The following is a 19,257-nucleotide window of genomic DNA, read 5'->3' as shown; positions in this document are numbered from 1 at the left end:
CACCTCATTTCGTCATATGCTCGTAATATTCAGCGCCTTGCGCAAAATAAACGGACATACAATTAAGAATGCATATTCCGGGCTAAATATTGACCCGGTAAAAAACAACGACACCGGTGTGAACAGATAAAGTTGCACGCGAAAGTTCTGGTTATCACCAAACGCGTTAATCATCATTTTGAAAACTTTAAACAGATACCACAGTGTCAACAGTACGGCGAACCAGGAAAAATAGATAATTAACAGATACAGACCATTGTCTATGGTTTTACCGACATCCGCACCGTTAAAGATTCCGAATGATGCAACATATTCATAAAGTGAGCCGAATCTTACTACGCCATCTATATGGGTTAAGGAATAACCCACCATCACCAGTGGACCAATGATGCGATAATAGGACGATGACCCTTCCGTTCCCAAATCACCCAGACGCTCAGAAATGTACGGAAACGCAAATATCACGCCCACTAAAAATACCGTCAGAGAGATTATCGCCAGCGGCAGTTTTTTCTTAATCGCCTCTTTGTTCAGGTACTGGAACGCCCACTCCAGCAGGTAAAACAGAATAAACGTCATTACCCCGGAGAACGACCCTGACAGAACGATTCCTGCAAGAATCATAGCATCGGTCTTGGGGGTTTTGATACCGAACTGTTTGATGCTGAGCCAAATTGAGATTAATGCCAGAGCAAAAAACGCCGGTTCAAAATAGAGCGCGGTTGTACGCTTGCCACCAAACTTAATGAAGTTCAGTACATAGCTGTTACTGTATATAAGATATTTCGAAATTATTTCCATCAGGCTGCTTCCGCCTGTGAGAATAATTTGCGCCATCTCCATTGCCGCAAGCACAACAATCAGCCCGACGACAATATAAAAGAACCTGAGGATTTTCCTATAATTGTGCGGAGAAATAGTTTTAAAGCGAATACTCCACACCATGCCAATAATGATAACGATATAAACAAACAGCATGGTGGAGGTGACATATTTGCTGGCGTCCAGCGACTGACCAAAGATGTAGTTAAACGCCGTCAGACCAAACCCGATGCCCAGCGCAATCATCAGCTTTTTGAGGTTAAGCTTGTCAACGTAAAGCAACAGCAGAACCGGCAGGAAGGTGACGATAGTGATCGGGAAGCTTTCGCCGAGCTGGGCAATCTTGACGTTGACCAGCAGGTAGATCAGCGGCAGCAGCAGATAACTACAGATTCTGATAGAACGAGACATACTCCTCCAGCATCTGTTGTCCACTGTACGCTTTACGGCTGCGGTTGCGGAACGATTCCAGGTCAGTGCCAAAAACAGCCTGCACGATATCGGCCTTCGACAACTGCACCAGCGGCAGCACCTCGTTTTCACTGAAGGTTTTACCGCCGGATTTCTCCAGCACTTCCCGCGCGGCGTCGCTGTGGGTGGCAATCACCGGCACGCCGATGGAAAGCGCTTCGCACAGGATCAGCGGGTAGTTGTCCACGCGGGAGCTGAACACCAGCGCGTCCATACCGTTCAGCGCGCTCATCAGTTTGCGTTTGTCGGTTTCAAACCCGTGGTTCACCACGTTAGCGCCTTCAAACGGGGAGAATTTGCCAAAGGTATGCAGCTCAATCTTGTCGCCGAGCGCCATCATGTCGCGCACCAGCTGCTGGTTGGTTTTGCCGTCGTAACGCAGGTCATGGGCGACGACCGCAATTTTCGGCTTACCGACGGTAATGGCTACGGGCGTCAGTTCGGCCAGGATCGCTTCCGTCGCCACATCAATACCGTTGTTGATGATCTGGCAACGCCCTGCTCCGTACAGGCTATTAAAAGCATCCGCCACGTGCTGGCTTGGGGAGATAAAGGTGCAGCCGAGCGAGAGCATATCGCGGAACAGCTGACGCTTACCCTCAACCAGCTGATGCGCGCGATCGACCTTCACCGGCGGGTAGTTGCTGAGCGTAGGGCATTTCTGGCAGTTATTTTTCCAGCCTTCGCAGCCGTCGGTAAAGGCGCAGCGTCCGGTCACGCTCCAGTGGTCGTGCAGCGTCCAGACGAATCGGGTATCCGGCTTATGCGCCTTCACCTTGCCACAAAACGCCACCACCTCTTCCAGATTCAGCCAGTAGCTGTGCAGCACGTGAAAGTGCAGCACAACCGGGCCGCGAGTGCGGGTGACGGTGCGGTAGAGATTATTCAGGTTGCCGAACAGGTCGCGGTTAAACAGGCGGAACAGCGCGATATTGGCGATGGAGGTCAGACGTGGCGTCTGCTTCAGCACCTGCGGATAGTTATCATGGCTGACGCTTTTCTTGCCACCTTTGCCGTAACCGTAAACGAAGCGCGACTGTAATCCTTTTTGCAGCGCGCGCTGGTGCAGATCCAGCGCTACGCCTGCCGCCCCGCCCTCTGCGAGGCGTACGTTAAATTGCAGAATGTTCATTTTATCACCTTCACGCGGGCTTTCTCGCCCACCACCAGCGCGTTGTCCGGAATGCTGTCCAGCACCACGCTGCCTGCGCCAATCGTCACGTTATTGCCCACGGTAATGTCCCCAATCATCACTACGTTGGCACCCAGCTCGACGTTATTGCCGATGACCGGGCAGGCCAGGCTGTCCGGCCCGCGGTTGCCGATCGTCACCCCGTGGCGAATGGTGAAATCATCACCCGCGACGACGAACTTGTTGATGACCACCGCATAACCGTGATGAATGGTAAAGCGGCGGCCAATGGTGGCTGCGGCCTGAATTTCATAGCCAAAAAAGCATTCGGTGATGATGCGGTACAGCACCAGCACCGGCGCGGCCCAGATATTGTTCAGCACATTTTTTTTGCGCCACACCGAGCAAAAGTGCGCAATACGGTAGGCCAGAACCATGCAGCACGGGCGCAGGCTCCAGCTGTTAGCGCGGCAATCTTCCAGAAACATTATTTCCCCCGAAGCCCGTCAGCCAGACGCTTGCCGTTACGTACCGACAGCAACGTCAGCAACGTGCGCCAGTTCATGCGCTTGTTACGGATCTGATACAGGGTGAAGAGCTGATACTTCCGGCTGGCACGGTCAAACTTGTCCTTGTGCTTGCGGTAAAAATGGAAGTAGCCCGAGAATTTCTTCGGCGACGAGGTGATTTGCATCTCCCCGTGATTGATGTGCAGGATCTGCGTGGCCTCTTCCACCTTCCACGGCTCGCCGTACTCCACCACCATCCGCAGGAAAATGTCGTAATCCTGCGCCGCCTTCAGCTCGGTATCGAACAGGCACTCCTTAAAGCGCCATGCCCAGGTAAACACCTGGTTGCCGATAATGTTGCGCTTGTAGAACAGGCGGCGGGAATACGGTGATTTCGGATACAGCGGCAGGCTGGCCGGCTGCGAATAGACCTCGCCCTGGCAGACATAGTCGTTGGCATACAGAAACGCGTGGGTCACCAGCTGCGCTTTGTGCGACAGGAAGATTGACAGGCGGTTTGGCGTCCATTCGTCATCGTCGTCGATACCGGTCAGATACTGCCCTTTCGCCTGCATAATCGCCTGGTTGCGCACCGCACACGCCCCGGAGTTGATGGCGTTGTGGGTGTACACCACGCGCGGGTCGTTCAGGTCTTCAACAAACTTTTGCAGTTGTTCGTAAGAGGAGGAACAGTCATCCACGATAATCAGTTCCCAGTTATCGTAATCCTGACGCAGGACCGATTTAATCGCGCGGATCGCCAGCTGCTGACGATTCCATGTCGGCATATAGATAGAAATCAAAGGGCGTTGTGTGGTCATATTTTCCCCTCACCCCGGCCCTCTCCCCATAGGGGAGAGGGTGAAAGGCATCCAGTGGTTATCATTACGTTCGTCCCCCAAATCCAGCACCGAACAGTCCCCTCTCCCCTTTGGGGAGAGGGTTAGGGTGAGGGGTGTGGGGTGCATTTTGTTATTTACTGTCAGACTTGTATTCGTACTCGTAGTAGCCGTAATCCTGATACCCGGTCGCGCGGCGGAAGATGGAGTTCAGAATGACCCCCTTCACCTCAATACCGTTCTGCTCAAAGCGGCTCAGGCTGGTTTCCACTTCCTTCAGGGTGTTCACCGCATAGCGTGCGACCATCAGCGTGGTGCCCGCATGACGCCCTACCACGGCAGCGTCGGTGACCGCCAGAATTGGTGGGGTATCGATCAGCACCAGGTCATAGTTTTTGCTCGCCCACTCAATCAGCTGCGTAAAGCGCTCGCTCATCAGCAGTTCAGACGGGTTCGGCGGCACCTGGCCACGCGGGATCAGGTCAAATTTCGGAATCGACGTCGGCTTGGCGCTCTCGCTGATTTCCCCTTTACCGAGCAGGATTTCCGACAGTCCGTTAACGTTGTTGGTCCCCAGCAGCTCGTGGGTGTAGCCCTTACGCATGTCGCAGTCGATCAGCAGCACGCGTTTGTTGGTCTGGCTCACCACCGCCGCCAGGTTGGCGCAGACGAAGGTTTTACCGATTGATGGGCTAACGCCGGTCATCATCAGGACGTTGTTTTTGGCCTGCATCATGGCGAAGTGGAGGCTGGTACGCAGGCTGCGCACCGCTTCAATCGCCAGGTCAGTCGGGTTACCCACGGCCAGCAGCTGGCTCTGTTTGTAACGCTTGACGCCCTTAACGGTTTTGACGCTGTCACGGGACTTCTGCCACTCGGAGAGCGGGATGCTGGCGTACACGCTGATCCCGTTCTCTTCCAGCACCTGCGGGCTTTCAATACCGCGGTTGAACAGCGAGCGCAGCAGCACGCCGACAATGGAAAGCATCAGGCCGAGAATAATGCTGCCGAGGATAATCAGCGCCTTCTTCGGCTTCAGCACGCCCGGCTGGGTAATCGCCGGGTCAACGATACGCACGTCGCCGACGGTGCTGGCTTCGGTGATTTTCAGCTCCTGCTGTTTGTTCAGCAGCTGCATGTAAACCTGCTGGCCGGATTCCACATCACGCGTCAGGCGTACAATTTCCTGCTGCGTCTTCGGCATCGCGGTCACGCGGTCATTCAGCTTCGCCTTCTCTTCTTCCAGGGTACGACGTTTCTCCAGCAGCGTGCGGTACGCCGGGTGACGTTTGGTATAGAGCTTGGAAATCTCCGCCTCTTTGAAGGTCAGCTCGTTCAGCTGCGCATCAATATTCACCATGGAGTCGAGAACCGATTTCGCCTCCAGCGGCAGATCGACGGAATCTTTGTCCTGACGGTACGCGTTCAGCTTGTTCTCAGCGTCATCCAGACGGGCGCGCACCTCCGGCAGCTGTTTACTGAGAAACGCCAGGCTTTTTGCGGCTTCCGCTGACTTGCGCTCAACGTTCTGCTCCAGATAGTTGCGGGTGATGCTATTGAGGATGTCGCGAATTTGATCCTTGTCTTCACCGGTGAAGGTCATGCTCAGGACGCCGGTATCCTTGCCGTTTTCGGTGACGGTCAGGTTGTTTTGCAGGTTGTTGATCATCCCGAGCGTCGAGAATTTGGTGACCGTAAACTCCCCGCCCTCATGCGCCTGAATTGCGCTGACCTTGATGCTGACGCCCTCTTTAGTCAGCATCTGCCCCACCTCGCCGCGCGCGCTGAAGCCCGCGTCGCTGGTCAGCTGATACTGTTTTGGTCCCAGCACGGTCAGGGTAAAGGTTTGGTCCCCTGCCCCTTTTGGGATCACGAAGTCGGTCACTTTTACCGTATCGTTACTGCGCCCCATCAGGCGATCCCAGCCTGCGCCAAACACCGGGAAGGTGTTTTTGGTGACCGCGATATCCAGCCCCAGGTCGTGAACCGTTTTGCCCAGTACCAGGCGCGACTGGATCAGCTGAATTTCGGCTTCCGATGCCGGCGGCTTGTTGGCCAGCGCCGAGCCGATATCCTGAACCAGCGAATTACCGGTATTTTGTTCGATCTGCACCAGCGCGTCGGCGCTGTAAATAGGCGTCGCGAACAGCGTATAAACGATCGCCGCCACGGCAAAGATGGCGGTAATACCCAGCACCCACCATTTCGCTTCAATAACGGTCCCGACCAGGCGACCGATATCGATTTCATCACTGCCCGACGTCGGGGCGGCAGAAGGTCTTGTTTTTTCTGTCATTGTTATCCCTGCTGAGCTTTCAGTGCCTGCGCCCACTGACGGGCAGACTGGTCTAGTAAGGTGTATACCGCCTCAAAGGCCTCGCGGCTCTTGCGATACGGATCGGGAATTTCGCGCTCACCATCCCAGTGACCAAACAGCATCACCTTGCCGCGCATCTCCGGTGCGATATCGCACAGCGCGTGAATGTGGCGTTTTTCCATCGCGAGGATCAGGTCATATTCCCGGCACATCCGGCCAGAGACCTGACGGGCAACGTGCCCGTCGAGTGAGAGGTTATGCTCAAGGGCAACGCTTGCGGCACGTTCGTCGGCACCTTTTCCGACCAGCGCGCCCAGCCCTGCGGAGTCGACCGTTAACGCAGGCTGGTAATTTTTCAACAGCCTTTCAGCCGTGGGGGAACGGCAAATGTTCCCCACGCACACCACCAGAATTTTGTTAAACATCGCGGCTTACCAGTTATGAACGTCGCTCGCCGTATCCGTCATGTAGCGAACGCCACTGATGGTAGGCAGCAACTGGTTGATCAGACGGTTCCAGCGGGCGACCGGCGCGGTGGTGACATAGACCACATCGTACGGCTGGAGACGGAACGACGTTGCCATGACCAGCGACGTCGCGTCGGACATATCCAGCTGGTAGATGTTGGCAATCTTGCCCTTCGCGTTCTCGCCTTTGATAGGACGGATCACGAAGATACCGCTGGCGTTGGAGGCGGTCAGGTCGATGCCTTCCGCATTGCCCAGCGCTTCGGTCAGGGTCATACCGCTGAAGTCCATCTTGAGGGTGCTCTGTTTCTTCACTTCACCCATCACGAACACTTTCAGATCGTCATTGCGCGGCACGTACAGAATGTCGCCCGGATAGAGGAGGCGGTTCTGGGTCAGGTCACCGTTTTGCATCAGCGCCTGAAGCGAAATGCGCTGCTCTTTGCCGTTGTGGGTTAGCACCACGTTGCGCCAGTCAGCGCCGTCGGTTAAGCCGCCTGCGGCATTGATCGCATCAAGAACGGTGAGCGGGACGTTAGTAATAGCCTGCTGGCCGGATTTATTGACCTGGCCAGAGATATAGGCTTTCTGGGATCGGAACGCGGCGATATTAACGTCCACCTGCGGGTCAGCAATGTACTGCGCCAGGCGGCCGGTAATATCACTACGGATCTCAGCAAGCGTTTTGCCCGCGACGTGCACTTTGCCAATGTAGGGATAGAACATGGTGCCATCGGACTGTACCCAGTTACCGGTGTCGCTTGAGCTACGGTACTGGCCCGCAGGCGTGGTCAGCTCCGGGTGATCCCAGACGGTCACGTTAATGACGTCACCCGGACCCACGCGATACTGGTAAGAGGCAATTTCCTGGTCCAGAGACATATTTGGCTGAGCAACATTTGGACGTGGCCGTAATTGTTCCACCAGACGTGGGGTTAATGGATACACATTCACCATTTTGTCGAGATCAAAATCAGCATCCTGCTGTTTAATCACATCCTTGCCCATTGTCGACATATTGCTGCCGGGAAAGACCGTGCAACCACTCATCAAGGTCACAGACACCAATAATGGCATCAATTTCATTTTGGATTTCATCATTGATTATTTATCACTTTGGCAGAGTAATTATCCTGTGCAATTAAAATAAGCGCGGGTCGTGGTGACAATCAGAATGCAGTTAATCATTTAGCAATATAACTGGCATCAGTCCTAAAAAAAGCTTATTCATCCATTGGCTATTGACAGAATAATTGAGGCTGATTCACACGCTTTCAGGCACGCTACCGCCCTTGGCTTTCAGTTACCAATCCACTGACTAAACAATGCGTTATGGTTGGACACCCTCTTGGATAAGGCCTTTTGCGAAATATATCAAACGCCTCACAGGGGCGATTGATAATGTATAACCTTCACCAAAGACCGAAACAAAAATAGCAACAAGGAGTTTTAACATTTGATGCTGGAAGAATTGTTGCAGCTAACCTAATAGCAGGCAAGGAGACAACCGTCCTAATATTCGTTTTTAAGATTAATATTAAGAGCAAAGTTTTAAGGTTTTCGGATTTTCTTTATATTGACAAAATAGATCGCCGGACCATTTATTGCGATATTTCCTAAATAACGACTTCTGTAATTAAATCTTCGCAATTAACTTATTTACACCGCCCGGCAAATGGGGTTTACCTGAGTGTAGCATTAAGAGAAATCTCACCCCGGCATTGCAATTTCCGTCGGCTTTATCCATGATCGAAGTGTGACATTAGTCATATAACAGAAGGTATTGCATTTACTATGGAATGGATTGCCGATCCATCAATCTGGGCCGGGCTGGTGACGCTGGTCGTCATCGAATTAGTGCTCGGCATTGATAACCTGGTGTTTATCGCCATCCTTGCCGATAAATTACCCCCTTCACAACGCGACCGCGCCCGCGTGACGGGTCTTCTGCTCGCCATGGTGATGCGTCTGCTGTTACTGGCCTCAATCTCGTGGCTGGTGACGCTGACCAAACCCTTATTCAGCGTGCAGGGTCTGAGCTTTAGCGCCCGCGACCTGATCATGCTTTTCGGCGGATTGTTCCTGCTGTTCAAAGCCACGGTTGAGCTTAATGAGCGGCTGGAAGGAAAAGACAGTGAAAACCCCACCCAGCGACGCGGCGCTAAATTCTGGCCGGTGGTCGCACAGATAGTGGTGCTGGATGCCGTCTTTTCTCTCGACTCCGTGATCACGGCCGTCGGGATGGTTGACCATCTGGCGGTGATGATGGCCGCCGTGATCATCGCCATCACCCTGATGGTGCTCGCCAGTAAAGCCCTGACGCGCTTCGTGAACAGTCACCCGACTATCGTCATCCTCTGTCTGAGCTTCCTGCTGATGATTGGCTTTAGCCTGGTAGCGGATGGTTTTGGCTTCCATATCCCGAAAGGGTATCTGTACGCCGCCATTGGTTTCTCGGTGCTGATTGAGTTTCTCAACCAACTGGCCATTTTCAACCGTCGCCGTTTTCTTTCCGCGAACCAGACATTACGTCAGCGCACCGCAGATACGGTGATGCGCCTGCTGAGCGGCAAAAAAGAGGATGCCGAGCTGGATGCTGAATCCGCGGCGATGCTTGCCGACCACAACGACGGGCAGATCTTCAACCCGCAGGAACGCCGGATGATAGAGCGCGTGCTTAACCTCAACCAGCGCACAGTGAGCAGTATCATGACCTCCCGCCATGACATTGAGCATATTGACCTGACGGCGCCGGAAGAGCAGATCCGTGCCCTGCTGGATAAAAACCAGCACACCCGCGTGGTCGTGACCGGCGGTGAAGAGGAAGAAGAGCTGCTGGGCGTGGTACACGTGATTGACCTGCTGCAACAGCAGCTTCACGGCGAGCCGCTCAACCTGCGCGCGCTGGTGCGCCAGCCGCTGGTCTTCCCGGAAGCGCTGCCGCTGCTCTCCGCGCTGGAGCAGTTCCGCAACGCGCGCACCCACTTCGCGTTTGTCGTTGATGAGTTTGGTTCTGTGGAAGGGCTGGTGACGCTCAGCGACGTGATGGAAACCATCGCCGGTAATCTGCCTAATGAGGTGGATGAAATCGATGCGCGCCACGATATTCAGAAAAACGCCGACGGCAGCTGGACCGCCAACGGCCACATGCCGCTCGAAGATCTGGTGCAGTTCGTTCCGCTTCCGCTGGACGAGAAGCGCGAATATCACACCATCGCCGGTTTGCTGATGGAAAATCTGCAACGTATTCCGCAGCCGGGGGAAGAGGTTCAGGTGGGGGATTACATGCTCAAAACCTTGCAGGTTGAGAGCCATCGCGTGCAGAAGGTGCAGCTGATACCGCTGCGCGGTGAAGATGAGATGGATTTTGAGGTGTAGGTAAAAAGCAAAACGGCAACCTCGTTGCCGTTTTTAGTGTTTGCTCCCTCTCCCCGTCGGAGAGGGCCGGGGTGAGGGCATCAGGCCGTACATGCCACCCGGCACAACAGGCATCACAGCTTATCGAGCAGTTTTTTCACGTCCTTACCTGACTGAGACTCTTTATTGCGGTCCGCCCAGTCATTCAGCCGACGTTTCGCTTCATCCTGAAGGTGCTTACGCAGGATCTGATCGACCTGCAAACTGTAATTCAGCGCCTGCCATTTTCCGTAAACGCGCAGCGGTATCGGCGTCTCTTTCAGGAACTCTACAAGCTGGCCTTCGCCTTCCCAGCCAGCCTTCACGCGGACGTTGAAGCGGGTGTCTGCCGTCTCTTTCACCAGATCCAGCGCGCCGGTTCCGGTCAGCGCCAGCAGTGACGAAGTGCCCTGCATGTCGTCCAGCGAGAGCTGACCGTCGTCGAGGGCAAGCTCACTGGTAAAGCTGTCGAGACGGGTTGCGCTGTCGTAGTTTTCATTCGCTTTCACGCTGCTGCTGCGCTCTACCGCCTGCTGCACCAGCTGCTGGAAGTTCAGCCCTTCCATGCGCGTATCTTTCAGCTCAACGTGCGCCTGCCCCTGCCAGCTACGACGGAAGGCATCCGCATCAATCTTCGTGCCAGAGAAATCCCCTGCCAGCGACAGCTGCCCCGTGAGGGCAATTGGGTAATTAAAGGCTTTCAGGATGGTGCCAATTTCAACGTTTTCCAGACGCGGCTGGAACGCGGCGCTGGCAACGTCTTTGCGTACATCCAGCGTGCCCGGCAGCGAGAGGTTCCCTGCTCCCATTTTTCCGCTGAGCTCGGAGATGACCAGCAGGCCGTTGTGGTTGAACATCTGGCTGCTGACGTCGGTAAAATCAATTCCACGCCAGCGCACGCTGTTCGCTTTCAGCAGAATGTCGGCGGTAAATCCGCGCAGGCCGTTGTAGTCAGGCAGATCGAGATTTGAGGAGATCACCGGACGCGACTGCGTGGCCTGGCTTTGCCCTACCTGCGTGGCTCCCTCATCGGTCGCGTTCACCGGTTGGAGCGGAAGCAAGTTCTCGAGATTCAGCTTGTCGAATTGCAGATCCAGCACCCACTTAGGTTTCTCATCAAGCGTGACGCTCGCCTGCCCCTTCAGGGAACTGTCGTTGGCCTGGAGGTTGAGCGCGTTCAGTTCGAGCTGTTTGCGCTCTTCATGCCACACCGCCTGCATCGAGCCCTGGCCGGCAATCCCCTTCGCGGGTAAATCCGCGCCGGTCAGCTGCCAGTTGAGCTGCTGAACGTCCGCCGTCAGCTGGTGCGGATAGTCAGGAGCGTTCACGTTTGCGTTCATCGACAGGTTGAGATCGCGCTGATTGCGGTTGATCCGCCCGGAGAACTCCATGGTGGCGTGATGATTGGCGTCCTGCTCCATCCTGAGATTGATATTGCGTACGGTGATCTGTTCGTCATCCTCATGCTGGAAAACCAGCACGCTGTCAGCAACTTTCAGATTACCAATATCGAACGACCAGCCGGTATCAGAGGGGACGTCAGGCAAGGTGTTTTCACGCGGTGCGACCGGCGCATCCGCCTGACGAACGGCTTCGGTTTGCGGCGTAAGCTGAATCACCGCCCCTTTCAGCATCACCTGTTCAACCTGGAGCTGATGGGATAAGAGCGGGATGAGCGCAACATCAAGACGCATGTTATCCGCCGTCACCAGCGGCTGCGCGGCGCCCGGCGCGGTGAGCGACATACGTCCGGAGAGAATGCTGAGCTGCGGCCAGACGTGCCAGCGCAGGGGCCCGTCCAGCTTGAGTTCATACCCGCTGCGCGCTTCCACCTGCCGCACCATGTAGGCCCGGAAGTCATTCGGGTTAACCAGCAGCACCAACGCTGAAAGGCCAGCCACCAGCACCACCAGCAAAATCATCAGCGTTGTCAGAACTCTTCTCATGGCTTCCTCAGTGAACTCACAGATCAGTCTTTATCGATACGACTGGCAACCGCACCCTGCTGGTCGCGATATTTTGCGTCCTGACGGCGGTTATAAGGACGGTCTGCCGGGCCGGTCAGCGGTTCGAAGCTCAACGCACCAATCATCATTCCCGGACGAAGCGCCAGCGGCAGTTTACCGGCGTTAAAGAACTCCAGCACGATACGGCCCGACCAGCCCGGATCGATACGGTGCGCGGTGACGTGCACCATCAGGCCCAGACGCGCCAGGGAAGAGCGTCCGTCAAGCCAGCCAACCAGATCCGCAGGCAGCGTGACCGATTCAAAGGTCACCGCCAGCGCCAGTTCGCCAGGATGGAGATAAAACGCCTCTCCTTCGTCGATGACGATTTCGTCGCTCATGACGCGATCCAGCGCCGCGCTGACTTCGTCTTTCGGCCCGCTGAGGTCGATAAACGGTGCCGTGTGGCCGCTGAAGGTGCGGAATTTATTCCCCAGACGCACATCGACGGTCACGCCGTTAATACGCTCAACCGGCGGACGCGGGGTGATAGACAGGCGGCCTTCATCCAGCCAGGCTTCTATATCGCGGTCACAAAGACGCATGGCACTTTCTCCTTTCGTGCATCGCGCCCTGAAGCCTTACGGCGTCAGGGCAAAACCAGGTTATCTCTGAACGGTACACAATTCACACGGCTTATTCAAAAAACTGACTGATTTTCGCTTTTAAGATATCAATGGCAATACGGTTTTTACCGCCACGAGGCACGATAATATCGGCGTATTGTTTCGAAGGCTCAATAAATTGCAGGAACATCGGGCGAACGGTTTTCTGATATTGCGCCATCACCGAGTCCATGGAGCGGCCGCGTTCATTAACGTCGCGTTTGATACGCCGCATCAGGCAGATATCCAGAGGAGTGTCGACGAAAATCGAGAAGTTCATTGATTCGCGCAGACGGGCGTCGGTGAGCAGCAAAATCCCTTCAAGGATAATCACCTTCTTGGGCTCGATACGGATCGTTTCCTGGGTGCGGGTATGTTCCACGTAGCTGTAGACGGGCAGCTCAATTGCCTCGCCGCGCTTTAGCGCTTCCAGATGCTGGAACAGCAGGCTGTGATCCATCGCACTGGGGTGGTCGTAGTTGGTTTTTACGCGCTCTTCCATCGAAAGATGGGATTGATCTTTGTAATAGCTATCTTCGGGAATAACACCGATATGCTCATCACCCACTTGTTCACGCAGTTCGCGATAAAGGGTACTGGCAATAAGACTTTTACCTGAAGCCGATGCGCCGGCGATGCCTATGATGACGCACTGATGAGACTTATCAGTCATAAATTTAGCGACCTGATTAACCTGGATGTAAGGAAGGACGACGCCGGAGCGTCAAACGCGGCAATTATAGGGATTTCGGGGGCGTGATACCAGTCGAATGCGCAGGTTATGCGAGGCGGGCTGAAAAGCGACGTTTCACGCCTTTAGCGAAATTTTTACGCGCGGATTTTCACCATTTCATCACCATTCTTCGCAGAGTAACTATTTTATAAGTCTATGAAGTCAAAATCTGAGCACTCGGCATATGAATTGTAAAATGTTTGTACTAGCATAAACCAAATTATTAATTTCACGCGTCCGGACCTGGCTCCTGACAACATGGCGTCCCTGGATAGAGCGGTAATGAATAAACAATACCAGCGGGTTTTGGTTACTACCCCACATCCTTTACTGCGGCTTGTCTGTCTGGGTCTGGTCACGTTCATCTTCACCTTATTTTCCCTCGAACTGACTCGCTTCGGTACGCTGCTGGCGCCATTGTGGTTCCCGACTTCAATAATGATGGTAGCGTTTTACCGCCACGCGGGAAAAATGTGGCCCGGCATTGCCCTCGCCTGCTCTTTTGGCAATATCTTTGCCTCGTGGATGCTCTTCTCATGGGAATCGCTCAACATCACCTACACGGCGATTAATATCATTGAGGCCACGGTTGGCGCGCTGTTACTGCGTAAACTGCTCCCCTGGTATAATCCGCTGCAAAACCTCAACGACTGGGTCCGGCTTGCCCTCGGCAGTGCCCTTGTGCCGCCGCTGGTGGGGGGCGTTCTGGTTCATTTTCTGGTGCCGAGCGCGGAGCCGCTGCGTAATTTCCTTGTCTGGGTACTTTCAGAGGCCATTGGCGCGCTGGCGCTGGTGCCTTTAGGTCTGCTGTTTAAACCGCATTACCTGCTGCGCCACCGCAATCCGAAACTGCTGCTGGAAACGCTGGTGACCCTGGTCGTTACGCTGGTTCTTTGCTGGACGGCAATCACCTGGCTGCCGTGGCCATTCACCTGCATCATCGTTCTGCTGATGTGGAGCGCGGTTCGTCTGCCGCGTATGGAAGCGTTCCTGATATTTTTATTCACCATCATGATGGTGTCCCTGATGATGGCGCGAAATCCGCTCTCCATGACGCCCTCCTCCATGATCGTCACCTTCAACGCGCCGTGGCTCCCCTTCCTGATGATGCTGCTCCCCGCCAATATTATGACGATGGTGATGTATGCCTTCCGGGCCGAGCGTAAACATATTACGGAAAGCGAAGAACGTTTTCGTAATGCGATGGAATATTCCGCGATTGGTATGGCGCTGGTGGGCATTGAGGGCCAGTGGCTCCAGGCCAACAAGGCGCTGTGCAATTTCCTCGGTTACAGCCAGTCTGAACTCCAGTCGCTCACGTTTCAGCAGTTAACCTGGCCAGAAGATTTAAATACCGACCTGGAGCAGTTGGGACAGCTGATTAACGGGGAGATCAATAGCTACAGCCTCGAAAAACGCTACTACACTCGCAGCGGAGAGGTGGTGTGGGCGCTGCTGGCCGTCTCCGTTGTGCGCCATGCCGACGGCACCCCGCTCTACTTTATTGCCCAGATTGAAGATATCAACGACCTGAAACAGACCGAGTGGGTCAATAAGCGTCTGATGGAGCGTATCACCCTCGCGAACGAAGCCGGTGGCATCGGGATATGGGAGTGGGATCTCGAGCCGGACGTGATCAGCTGGGATAAGCGGATGTTTGAGCTGTACGAGATCCCCCCGCACATTAAACCCACCTGGCAGCTCTGGCATGCGGCCATGGTGCCTGAAGATCGCACCCACGCCGAACAGGTGCTGCGAGAATCCCTTCAGGCCAGGGTGCCTTTCAAGCTGGAATTTCGCATTCGCGTCAAGGATGGCATCCGCCACATTCGTTCGCTGGCGAACCGGGTACTGAATAAACAGGGCGAAGTGGAGCGGCTGTTAGGGATCAACATGGATATGACCGAGGTGAAGCAGCTGAACGAGGCGCTGTTCCAGGAAAAAGAGCGCCTGCATATCACCCTCGACTCCATCGGCGAAGCGGTGCTGTGCACCGATATCGACATGAACATCACCTTTATGAACCCGGTCGCCGAGAAGATGAGCGGCTGGTCGCAAAGCGAAGCGCTGGGTCAGCCCGTTCTGAAGGTGCTGCACATTACCTTCGGCGAGAACGGTCCGTTAATGGAAAACATCCACAGCGGCGATATGTCCCGTACCGATATCGAACAGGACGTGGTGCTTAACTGCCGCAATGGCGGCAGTTTCGACATTCATTACAGCATTACCCCCCTCAGCACTCTGGAAGGTAACACCATCGGCTCGGTGCTGGTGATTCAGGACGTGACCGAGTCGCGCAAAATGCTGCGCCAGCTGAGTTACAGCGCCTCACATGACGCCCTGACCCACCTGGCGAACCGCGTCAGCTTTGAAAACCATCTGAAGCGTCTGTTGCAGACAGTACAGGAGACCCATCAGCATCACGCGCTGGTCTTTATCGATCTTGACCGTTTTAAGGCGGTGAACGATACGGCAGGCCACGCGGCGGGCGACGCTCTCCTGCGCGAACTCTCTTCGCTGATGCTGACCATGCTGCGCTCCAGCGACGTGCTGGCGCGTCTGGGCGGCGACGAGTTTGGCCTGCTGCTGCCGGACTGCAACGTCGAAAGCGCACGCTACATTGCGGGCCGGTTGATCGACGCCATCAACAACTATCATTTTTCCTGGGAAGGACGCCTGCACCGCATTGGTGCCAGTGCGGGGATTACGCTGATTGACGACACCAATTATCAGGCTGCGGAAGTGATGTCTCAGGCCGATATCGCCTGCTACGCCTCGAAAAACAGCGGGCGCGGCGTGGTCACCGTCTACGAACCCCAGCAGGAGAGGATCCACAGCACGCGCAGCATGATGTCGCTGGATGAGCAGTGGCACATGATTAAAGATAACCATCTGCTGATGATCGCCCGCAGCGTCGCCTCGCCGCGCATTCCCGAGAGCAGTAGCTTCTGGCTGATTTCCTTGCGGCTGTGGACCAGCCAGGGGGAAGTGCTGGAAGAGCATGCCTTCCGCGCCGGGCTGGCGGAGCCGGAGCTGCTGCACGCCCTGGACCGACGTATCTTCAGCGAATTCTTCCGTACCTATGCCGCACAGGTGGCGGCCAAAGGAATGGGCGTCGCGCTGCCGCTCTCAGAAGCGGGTTTAGCCAGCGTCACGCTGGTGGATGAGCTGCTCGACCTCATTACCAAAGGTCCGCTGCCGGCGCGGCTGCTGCATCTGGCGATCGCCGCTGATGTGCTGAGCAATACGGATGAAAACGTGCAGCAGGGTCTGCAAAAGCTTCGTCAGGCTGGCTGTCGCGTGGTGCTGACGCGGGTTGGACGCGATATGAACGTCTTCAGCCAGCTCAGCGCCAACACCGCTGATTATCTGCTGCTGGATGCAGACGTGGTGACCAACGTCCACGGCAATCTGATGGACGAGATGATGGTGACCATCATTCAGGGCCATGCCCAGCGTCTGGGCATAAAAACCATTGCCGGGCCATGCCATCAGTCGATCATGATGAATACGCTGTCGGGCATCGGCGTTGACTTTATCTACGGCGACACCATAGGGGAAGCGCAGCCGCTCGATCTACTGCTGAATACCAGCTATTTCGCCATCAACTGACGGCGACCAGCCGTCGGTGTACCAAATATGTAACAGCGCATACGAGCGCCACGGCTGCCAGCGCTCGGCGTAGCGACGGATCTGCGCGGGCGTCATACCGGCAAAGCGCTGTTTAATCAGATAATCATCCGGCAGGAAAACATCCTTCGCCTGCCAGCCGCGCAGGGCCAGATAATTCGCGGTCCAGCGCCCGATGCCGGGGCGCTGCTGTAGCGCCTTCATCCCGTCCTCAACGTTCGCGGGCGGGAACAGCGGGAATTCACCGTCCACCACCGACTGCGCCAGATGAATCAACGACTCCGCACGCTTGAGCGGCATCCCGAGTGCTTTCAACGCCAGCGGATCCACCGCGGCCAGTACCTCTGGCGGAGGAAAGCAGAGGTAGCCCGGCGCGTCCTGGATGGGTTCACCGCACAGCGCCACCACCCGTGACGCCAGTTTAGCCGCCATCGCCACGCTTACCAGTTGTCCAAGAATGGCGCGCACGCCCTGCTCGTAAGCATCCATTGCTCCGGGCAAACGTAACCCCGGCCGCGCCGCGCCGAGATCGCCGAGGGTCTGTGCAATGTGCTGCGGGTCGCAATCGAGGTCAAAAAGGCGGGCGATGCGGTCCAGGCAGATATCCGCCACCGGGATCAGGCCAGGGCTAAGCGACACCGCAAGCGTATGGGTTGCGCTATCTGGCGTAACCCGGAAAACGCCCTGGTGCCCGGCATAGCCAAAACTGCGCTCGTAGTAATCCTTCGTAACGGTCTCAACCCCCGTGACCGCACGCGCGGCAAGAAAGCCAAACATCCACGACCAGTCGTAAGGCGGTTGCCAGTTCAGGGTGTACATTGTCTCTCCTTTTGTATTTACCTCAGCATAAACCGAAAGATCGCGTTGCGCCTTGCTTTCATATTCCTGTTGTCGCCTGGCAGACATTTCGCTAAAGTCTCGCCCCTTCTCACCGGCATGGGGATTTATTGTGTTTATTGGATTCGACTACGGCACCGCAAACTGCTCGGTTGCGATAATGCAAAACGGACAACCGCAGCTCCTGAAAATGGAAAACGGCAGTACGCTGTTGCCGTCAATGCTCTGTGCGCCGACGCGTGAAGCGGTGAGCGAGTGGCTGTTCCGCCATCATCAGGTTCCTGCTACCGCAGCGGAAACCCAGGCGCTGCTGCGCCGTGCGGTCAGCTTTAACCGCGAGGAAGATATCGACGTTACCCCTTCCAGCGTGCAGTTCGGCCTCTCTTCCCTCGGGCAGTACATTGAAGATCCGGAAGAGGTCTACTTCGTTAAATCGCCGAAATCCTTCCTCGGCGCCAGCGGCCTGAAGCCACAGCAAGTGGCGATGTTTGAAGATCTGGTCTGCGCGATGATGCTGCACATCCGCAATCAGGCGCAGTCCCAGGTGCCGGATGCCATCACCCAGGCGGTGATTGGCCGTCCGATCAACTTCCAGGGGCTGGGCGGCGACGAAGCCAACCAGCAGGCGCAGGGGATCCTTGAGCGTGCAGCGCACCGGGCTGGCTTCCGTGACGTGGTATTCCAGTATGAGCCGGTTGCAGCGGGGCTGGATTTTGAAGCCACGCTGACGGAAGAGAAACGGGTGCTGGTAGTGGACATCGGCGGCGGAACGACGGACTGCTCATTACTGCTGATGGGTCCGAAGTGGCATCACCGTCGCGATCGTGAAAACAGTCTGCTGGGGCACAGCGGCTGCCGAGTGGGCGGTAACGATCTGGATATTGCCCTGGCATTCAAGAGCCTGATGCCGCTGCTCGGCATGGGCGGTCAAACCGAGAAAGGCATCGCCCTGCCGATCCTGCCGTGGTGGAACGCGATTGCCATCAACGACGTCCCTGCCCAGAGTGATTTTTACAGCACCGCGAATGGCCGTTTCCTCAACGATCTGGTGCGTGATGCACAGGATGCAGAGAAGGTCGCGCTGCTGTATAAGGTGTGGCGTCAGCGCCTGAGCTACCGCGTGGTGCGCACCGCCGAAGAGAGCAAAATCGCCCTTTCCGATCGTCCTGAGCATGCGGTTTCGCTGCCGTTTATCAGTGACGATCTGGCTACGGCTATCACCCAGGAAGGGCTGGAAATGGCGCTGACTCAGCCGCTTCAGCGTATTCTGGAGCAGGTGCAGCTGGCGCTTGAGAATGGCAAAGTGAAGCCGGACGTGATTTACCTGACCGGCGGTAGCGCCCGTTCGCCGCTGATCAAGAAAGCGCTGGCGGAACAGCTGCCGGGGATCCCGATTGCCGGCGGCGATGACTTTGGCTCCGTTACGGCAGGGCTGGCGCGCTGGGCGCAGGTGGTGTTTAGCTAATGGAGTTGTGCCGGGTGGCGGCTTCGCC

At 55.7% G+C, this 19,257-nt stretch carries 14 protein-coding genes; 3 read left to right on the top strand and 11 right to left on the bottom strand.

The features are described from left to right. Positions 1–12: 12 nt before the first annotated feature. From wcaD to ACOTXD_RS04980, 7 genes are all read right to left on the bottom strand, one after another. Complete coding sequence (gene wcaD / locus ACOTXD_RS05010) at positions 13–1,233, bottom strand: colanic acid polymerase WcaD (RefSeq protein ID WP_045350260.1); 1,221 nt, start codon at positions 1,231–1,233, stop codon at positions 13–15. After that, positions 1,208–2,425: a colanic acid biosynthesis glycosyltransferase WcaC gene (wcaC, locus tag ACOTXD_RS05005; protein WP_061856591.1), complete on the bottom strand. Its 1,218-nt coding sequence runs from the start codon at positions 2,423–2,425 to the stop codon at positions 1,208–1,210. Before wcaC ends, wcaD begins: the two co-directional genes overlap by 26 nt. Next, entirely contained in the window at positions 2,422–2,913 is a 492-nt protein-coding gene (gene wcaB, locus ACOTXD_RS05000) for a colanic acid biosynthesis acetyltransferase WcaB (protein ID WP_003863505.1), read from the bottom strand. Before wcaB ends, wcaC begins: the two co-directional genes overlap by 4 nt. Beyond that, positions 2,913–3,755, bottom strand: coding sequence for a colanic acid biosynthesis glycosyltransferase WcaA (gene wcaA / locus ACOTXD_RS04995; RefSeq protein ID WP_017383272.1), 843 nt, complete (start codon positions 3,753–3,755; stop codon positions 2,913–2,915). Before wcaA ends, wcaB begins: the two co-directional genes overlap by 1 nt. Before the next feature lie 151 nt (positions 3,756–3,906). Beyond that, positions 3,907–6,069: a tyrosine-protein kinase Wzc gene (gene wzc, locus ACOTXD_RS04990; RefSeq protein WP_015572374.1), complete on the bottom strand. Its 2,163-nt coding sequence runs from the start codon at positions 6,067–6,069 to the stop codon at positions 3,907–3,909. Between the two features lie 2 nt (positions 6,070–6,071). Continuing rightward, positions 6,072–6,515 (bottom strand): low molecular weight protein-tyrosine-phosphatase Wzb, encoded by a 444-nt coding sequence (gene wzb / locus ACOTXD_RS04985; RefSeq protein WP_003862078.1) that lies wholly within the window; start codon positions 6,513–6,515, stop codon positions 6,072–6,074. A gap of 6 nt (positions 6,516–6,521) precedes the next feature. Next, complete coding sequence (locus ACOTXD_RS04980; protein ID WP_003862079.1) at positions 6,522–7,658, bottom strand: polysaccharide export protein; 1,137 nt, start codon at positions 7,656–7,658, stop codon at positions 6,522–6,524. Between the two features lie 693 nt (positions 7,659–8,351). On the opposite strand from ACOTXD_RS04980, the gene ACOTXD_RS04975 reads away from it, so the two are divergent. Then, on the top strand, positions 8,352–9,935 hold the full coding sequence (locus ACOTXD_RS04975) for a TerC family protein (protein ID WP_061856592.1): 1,584 nt from the start codon (positions 8,352–8,354) through the stop codon (positions 9,933–9,935). Between the two features lie 113 nt (positions 9,936–10,048). Here the strand turns inward: ACOTXD_RS04975 and asmA are convergent, their stop codons facing one another. From asmA to udk, 3 genes are all read right to left on the bottom strand, one after another. Next, a complete protein-coding gene (asmA, locus tag ACOTXD_RS04970; protein WP_061856593.1) occupies positions 10,049–11,899 on the bottom strand; it encodes an outer membrane assembly protein AsmA in 1,851 nt (616 codons plus the stop codon). Between the two features lie 23 nt (positions 11,900–11,922). Continuing rightward, a complete protein-coding gene (gene dcd / locus ACOTXD_RS04965; protein ID WP_013097886.1) occupies positions 11,923–12,504 on the bottom strand; it encodes a dCTP deaminase in 582 nt (193 codons plus the stop codon). A 91-nt stretch (positions 12,505–12,595) separates the two neighbouring features. Further along, entirely contained in the window at positions 12,596–13,237 is a 642-nt protein-coding gene (gene udk, locus ACOTXD_RS04960) for a uridine kinase (protein WP_000130320.1), read from the bottom strand. 342 nt (positions 13,238–13,579) lie between these two features. Between udk and ACOTXD_RS04955 the strand changes: the two genes are divergently transcribed. Further along, positions 13,580–16,909, top strand: a complete 3,330-nt coding sequence (locus ACOTXD_RS04955; protein ID WP_045330428.1) for a diguanylate cyclase — start codon at positions 13,580–13,582, stop codon at positions 16,907–16,909. Here ACOTXD_RS04955 and alkA read toward each other — a convergent pair. After that, positions 16,874–17,746, bottom strand: a complete 873-nt coding sequence (gene alkA / locus ACOTXD_RS04950) for a DNA-3-methyladenine glycosylase 2 (protein WP_047055230.1) — start codon at positions 17,744–17,746, stop codon at positions 16,874–16,876. The two genes, ACOTXD_RS04955 and alkA, sit on opposite strands and share 36 nt — an antisense overlap. Positions 17,747–17,876: 130 nt before the next feature. Between alkA and yegD the strand changes: the two genes are divergently transcribed. Next, complete coding sequence (gene yegD, locus ACOTXD_RS04945; protein ID WP_058658058.1) at positions 17,877–19,229, top strand: molecular chaperone; 1,353 nt, start codon at positions 17,877–17,879, stop codon at positions 19,227–19,229. The last annotated feature ends 28 nt before the right edge of the window (positions 19,230–19,257 follow it).

It is taken from the genome of Enterobacter cloacae complex sp. CDL013 (assembly GCF_049238805.1).
GTDB lineage: Bacteria > Pseudomonadota > Gammaproteobacteria > Enterobacterales > Enterobacteriaceae > Enterobacter > Enterobacter hormaechei_C.
This window is presented reverse-complemented; position numbering and strand designations above follow the sequence as displayed.

Coding starts and splice junctions, on each gene's coding strand:
- wcaD (WP_045350260.1), bottom strand. CDS start 1,233: ATGTCTCGTTCTATCAGAATCTGTAGTTATCTGCTGCTGCCGCTGATC.
- wcaC (WP_061856591.1), bottom strand. CDS start 2,425: ATGAACATTCTGCAATTTAACGTACGCCTCGCAGAGGGCGGGGCGGCA.
- wcaB (WP_003863505.1), bottom strand. CDS start 2,913: ATGTTTCTGGAAGATTGCCGCGCTAACAGCTGGAGCCTGCGCCCGTGC.
- wcaA (WP_017383272.1), bottom strand. CDS start 3,755: ATGACCACACAACGCCCTTTGATTTCTATCTATATGCCGACATGGAAT.
- wzc (WP_015572374.1), bottom strand. CDS start 6,069: ATGACAGAAAAAACAAGACCTTCTGCCGCCCCGACGTCGGGCAGTGAT.
- wzb (WP_003862078.1), bottom strand. CDS start 6,515: ATGTTTAACAAAATTCTGGTGGTGTGCGTGGGGAACATTTGCCGTTCC.
- ACOTXD_RS04980 (WP_003862079.1), bottom strand. CDS start 7,658: ATGATGAAATCCAAAATGAAATTGATGCCATTATTGGTGTCTGTGACC.
- ACOTXD_RS04975 (WP_061856592.1), top strand. CDS start 8,352: ATGGAATGGATTGCCGATCCATCAATCTGGGCCGGGCTGGTGACGCTG.
- asmA (WP_061856593.1), bottom strand. CDS start 11,899: ATGAGAAGAGTTCTGACAACGCTGATGATTTTGCTGGTGGTGCTGGTG.
- dcd (WP_013097886.1), bottom strand. CDS start 12,504: ATGCGTCTTTGTGACCGCGATATAGAAGCCTGGCTGGATGAAGGCCGC.
- udk (WP_000130320.1), bottom strand. CDS start 13,237: ATGACTGATAAGTCTCATCAGTGCGTCATCATAGGCATCGCCGGCGCA.
- ACOTXD_RS04955 (WP_045330428.1), top strand. CDS start 13,580: ATGAATAAACAATACCAGCGGGTTTTGGTTACTACCCCACATCCTTTA.
- alkA (WP_047055230.1), bottom strand. CDS start 17,746: ATGTACACCCTGAACTGGCAACCGCCTTACGACTGGTCGTGGATGTTT.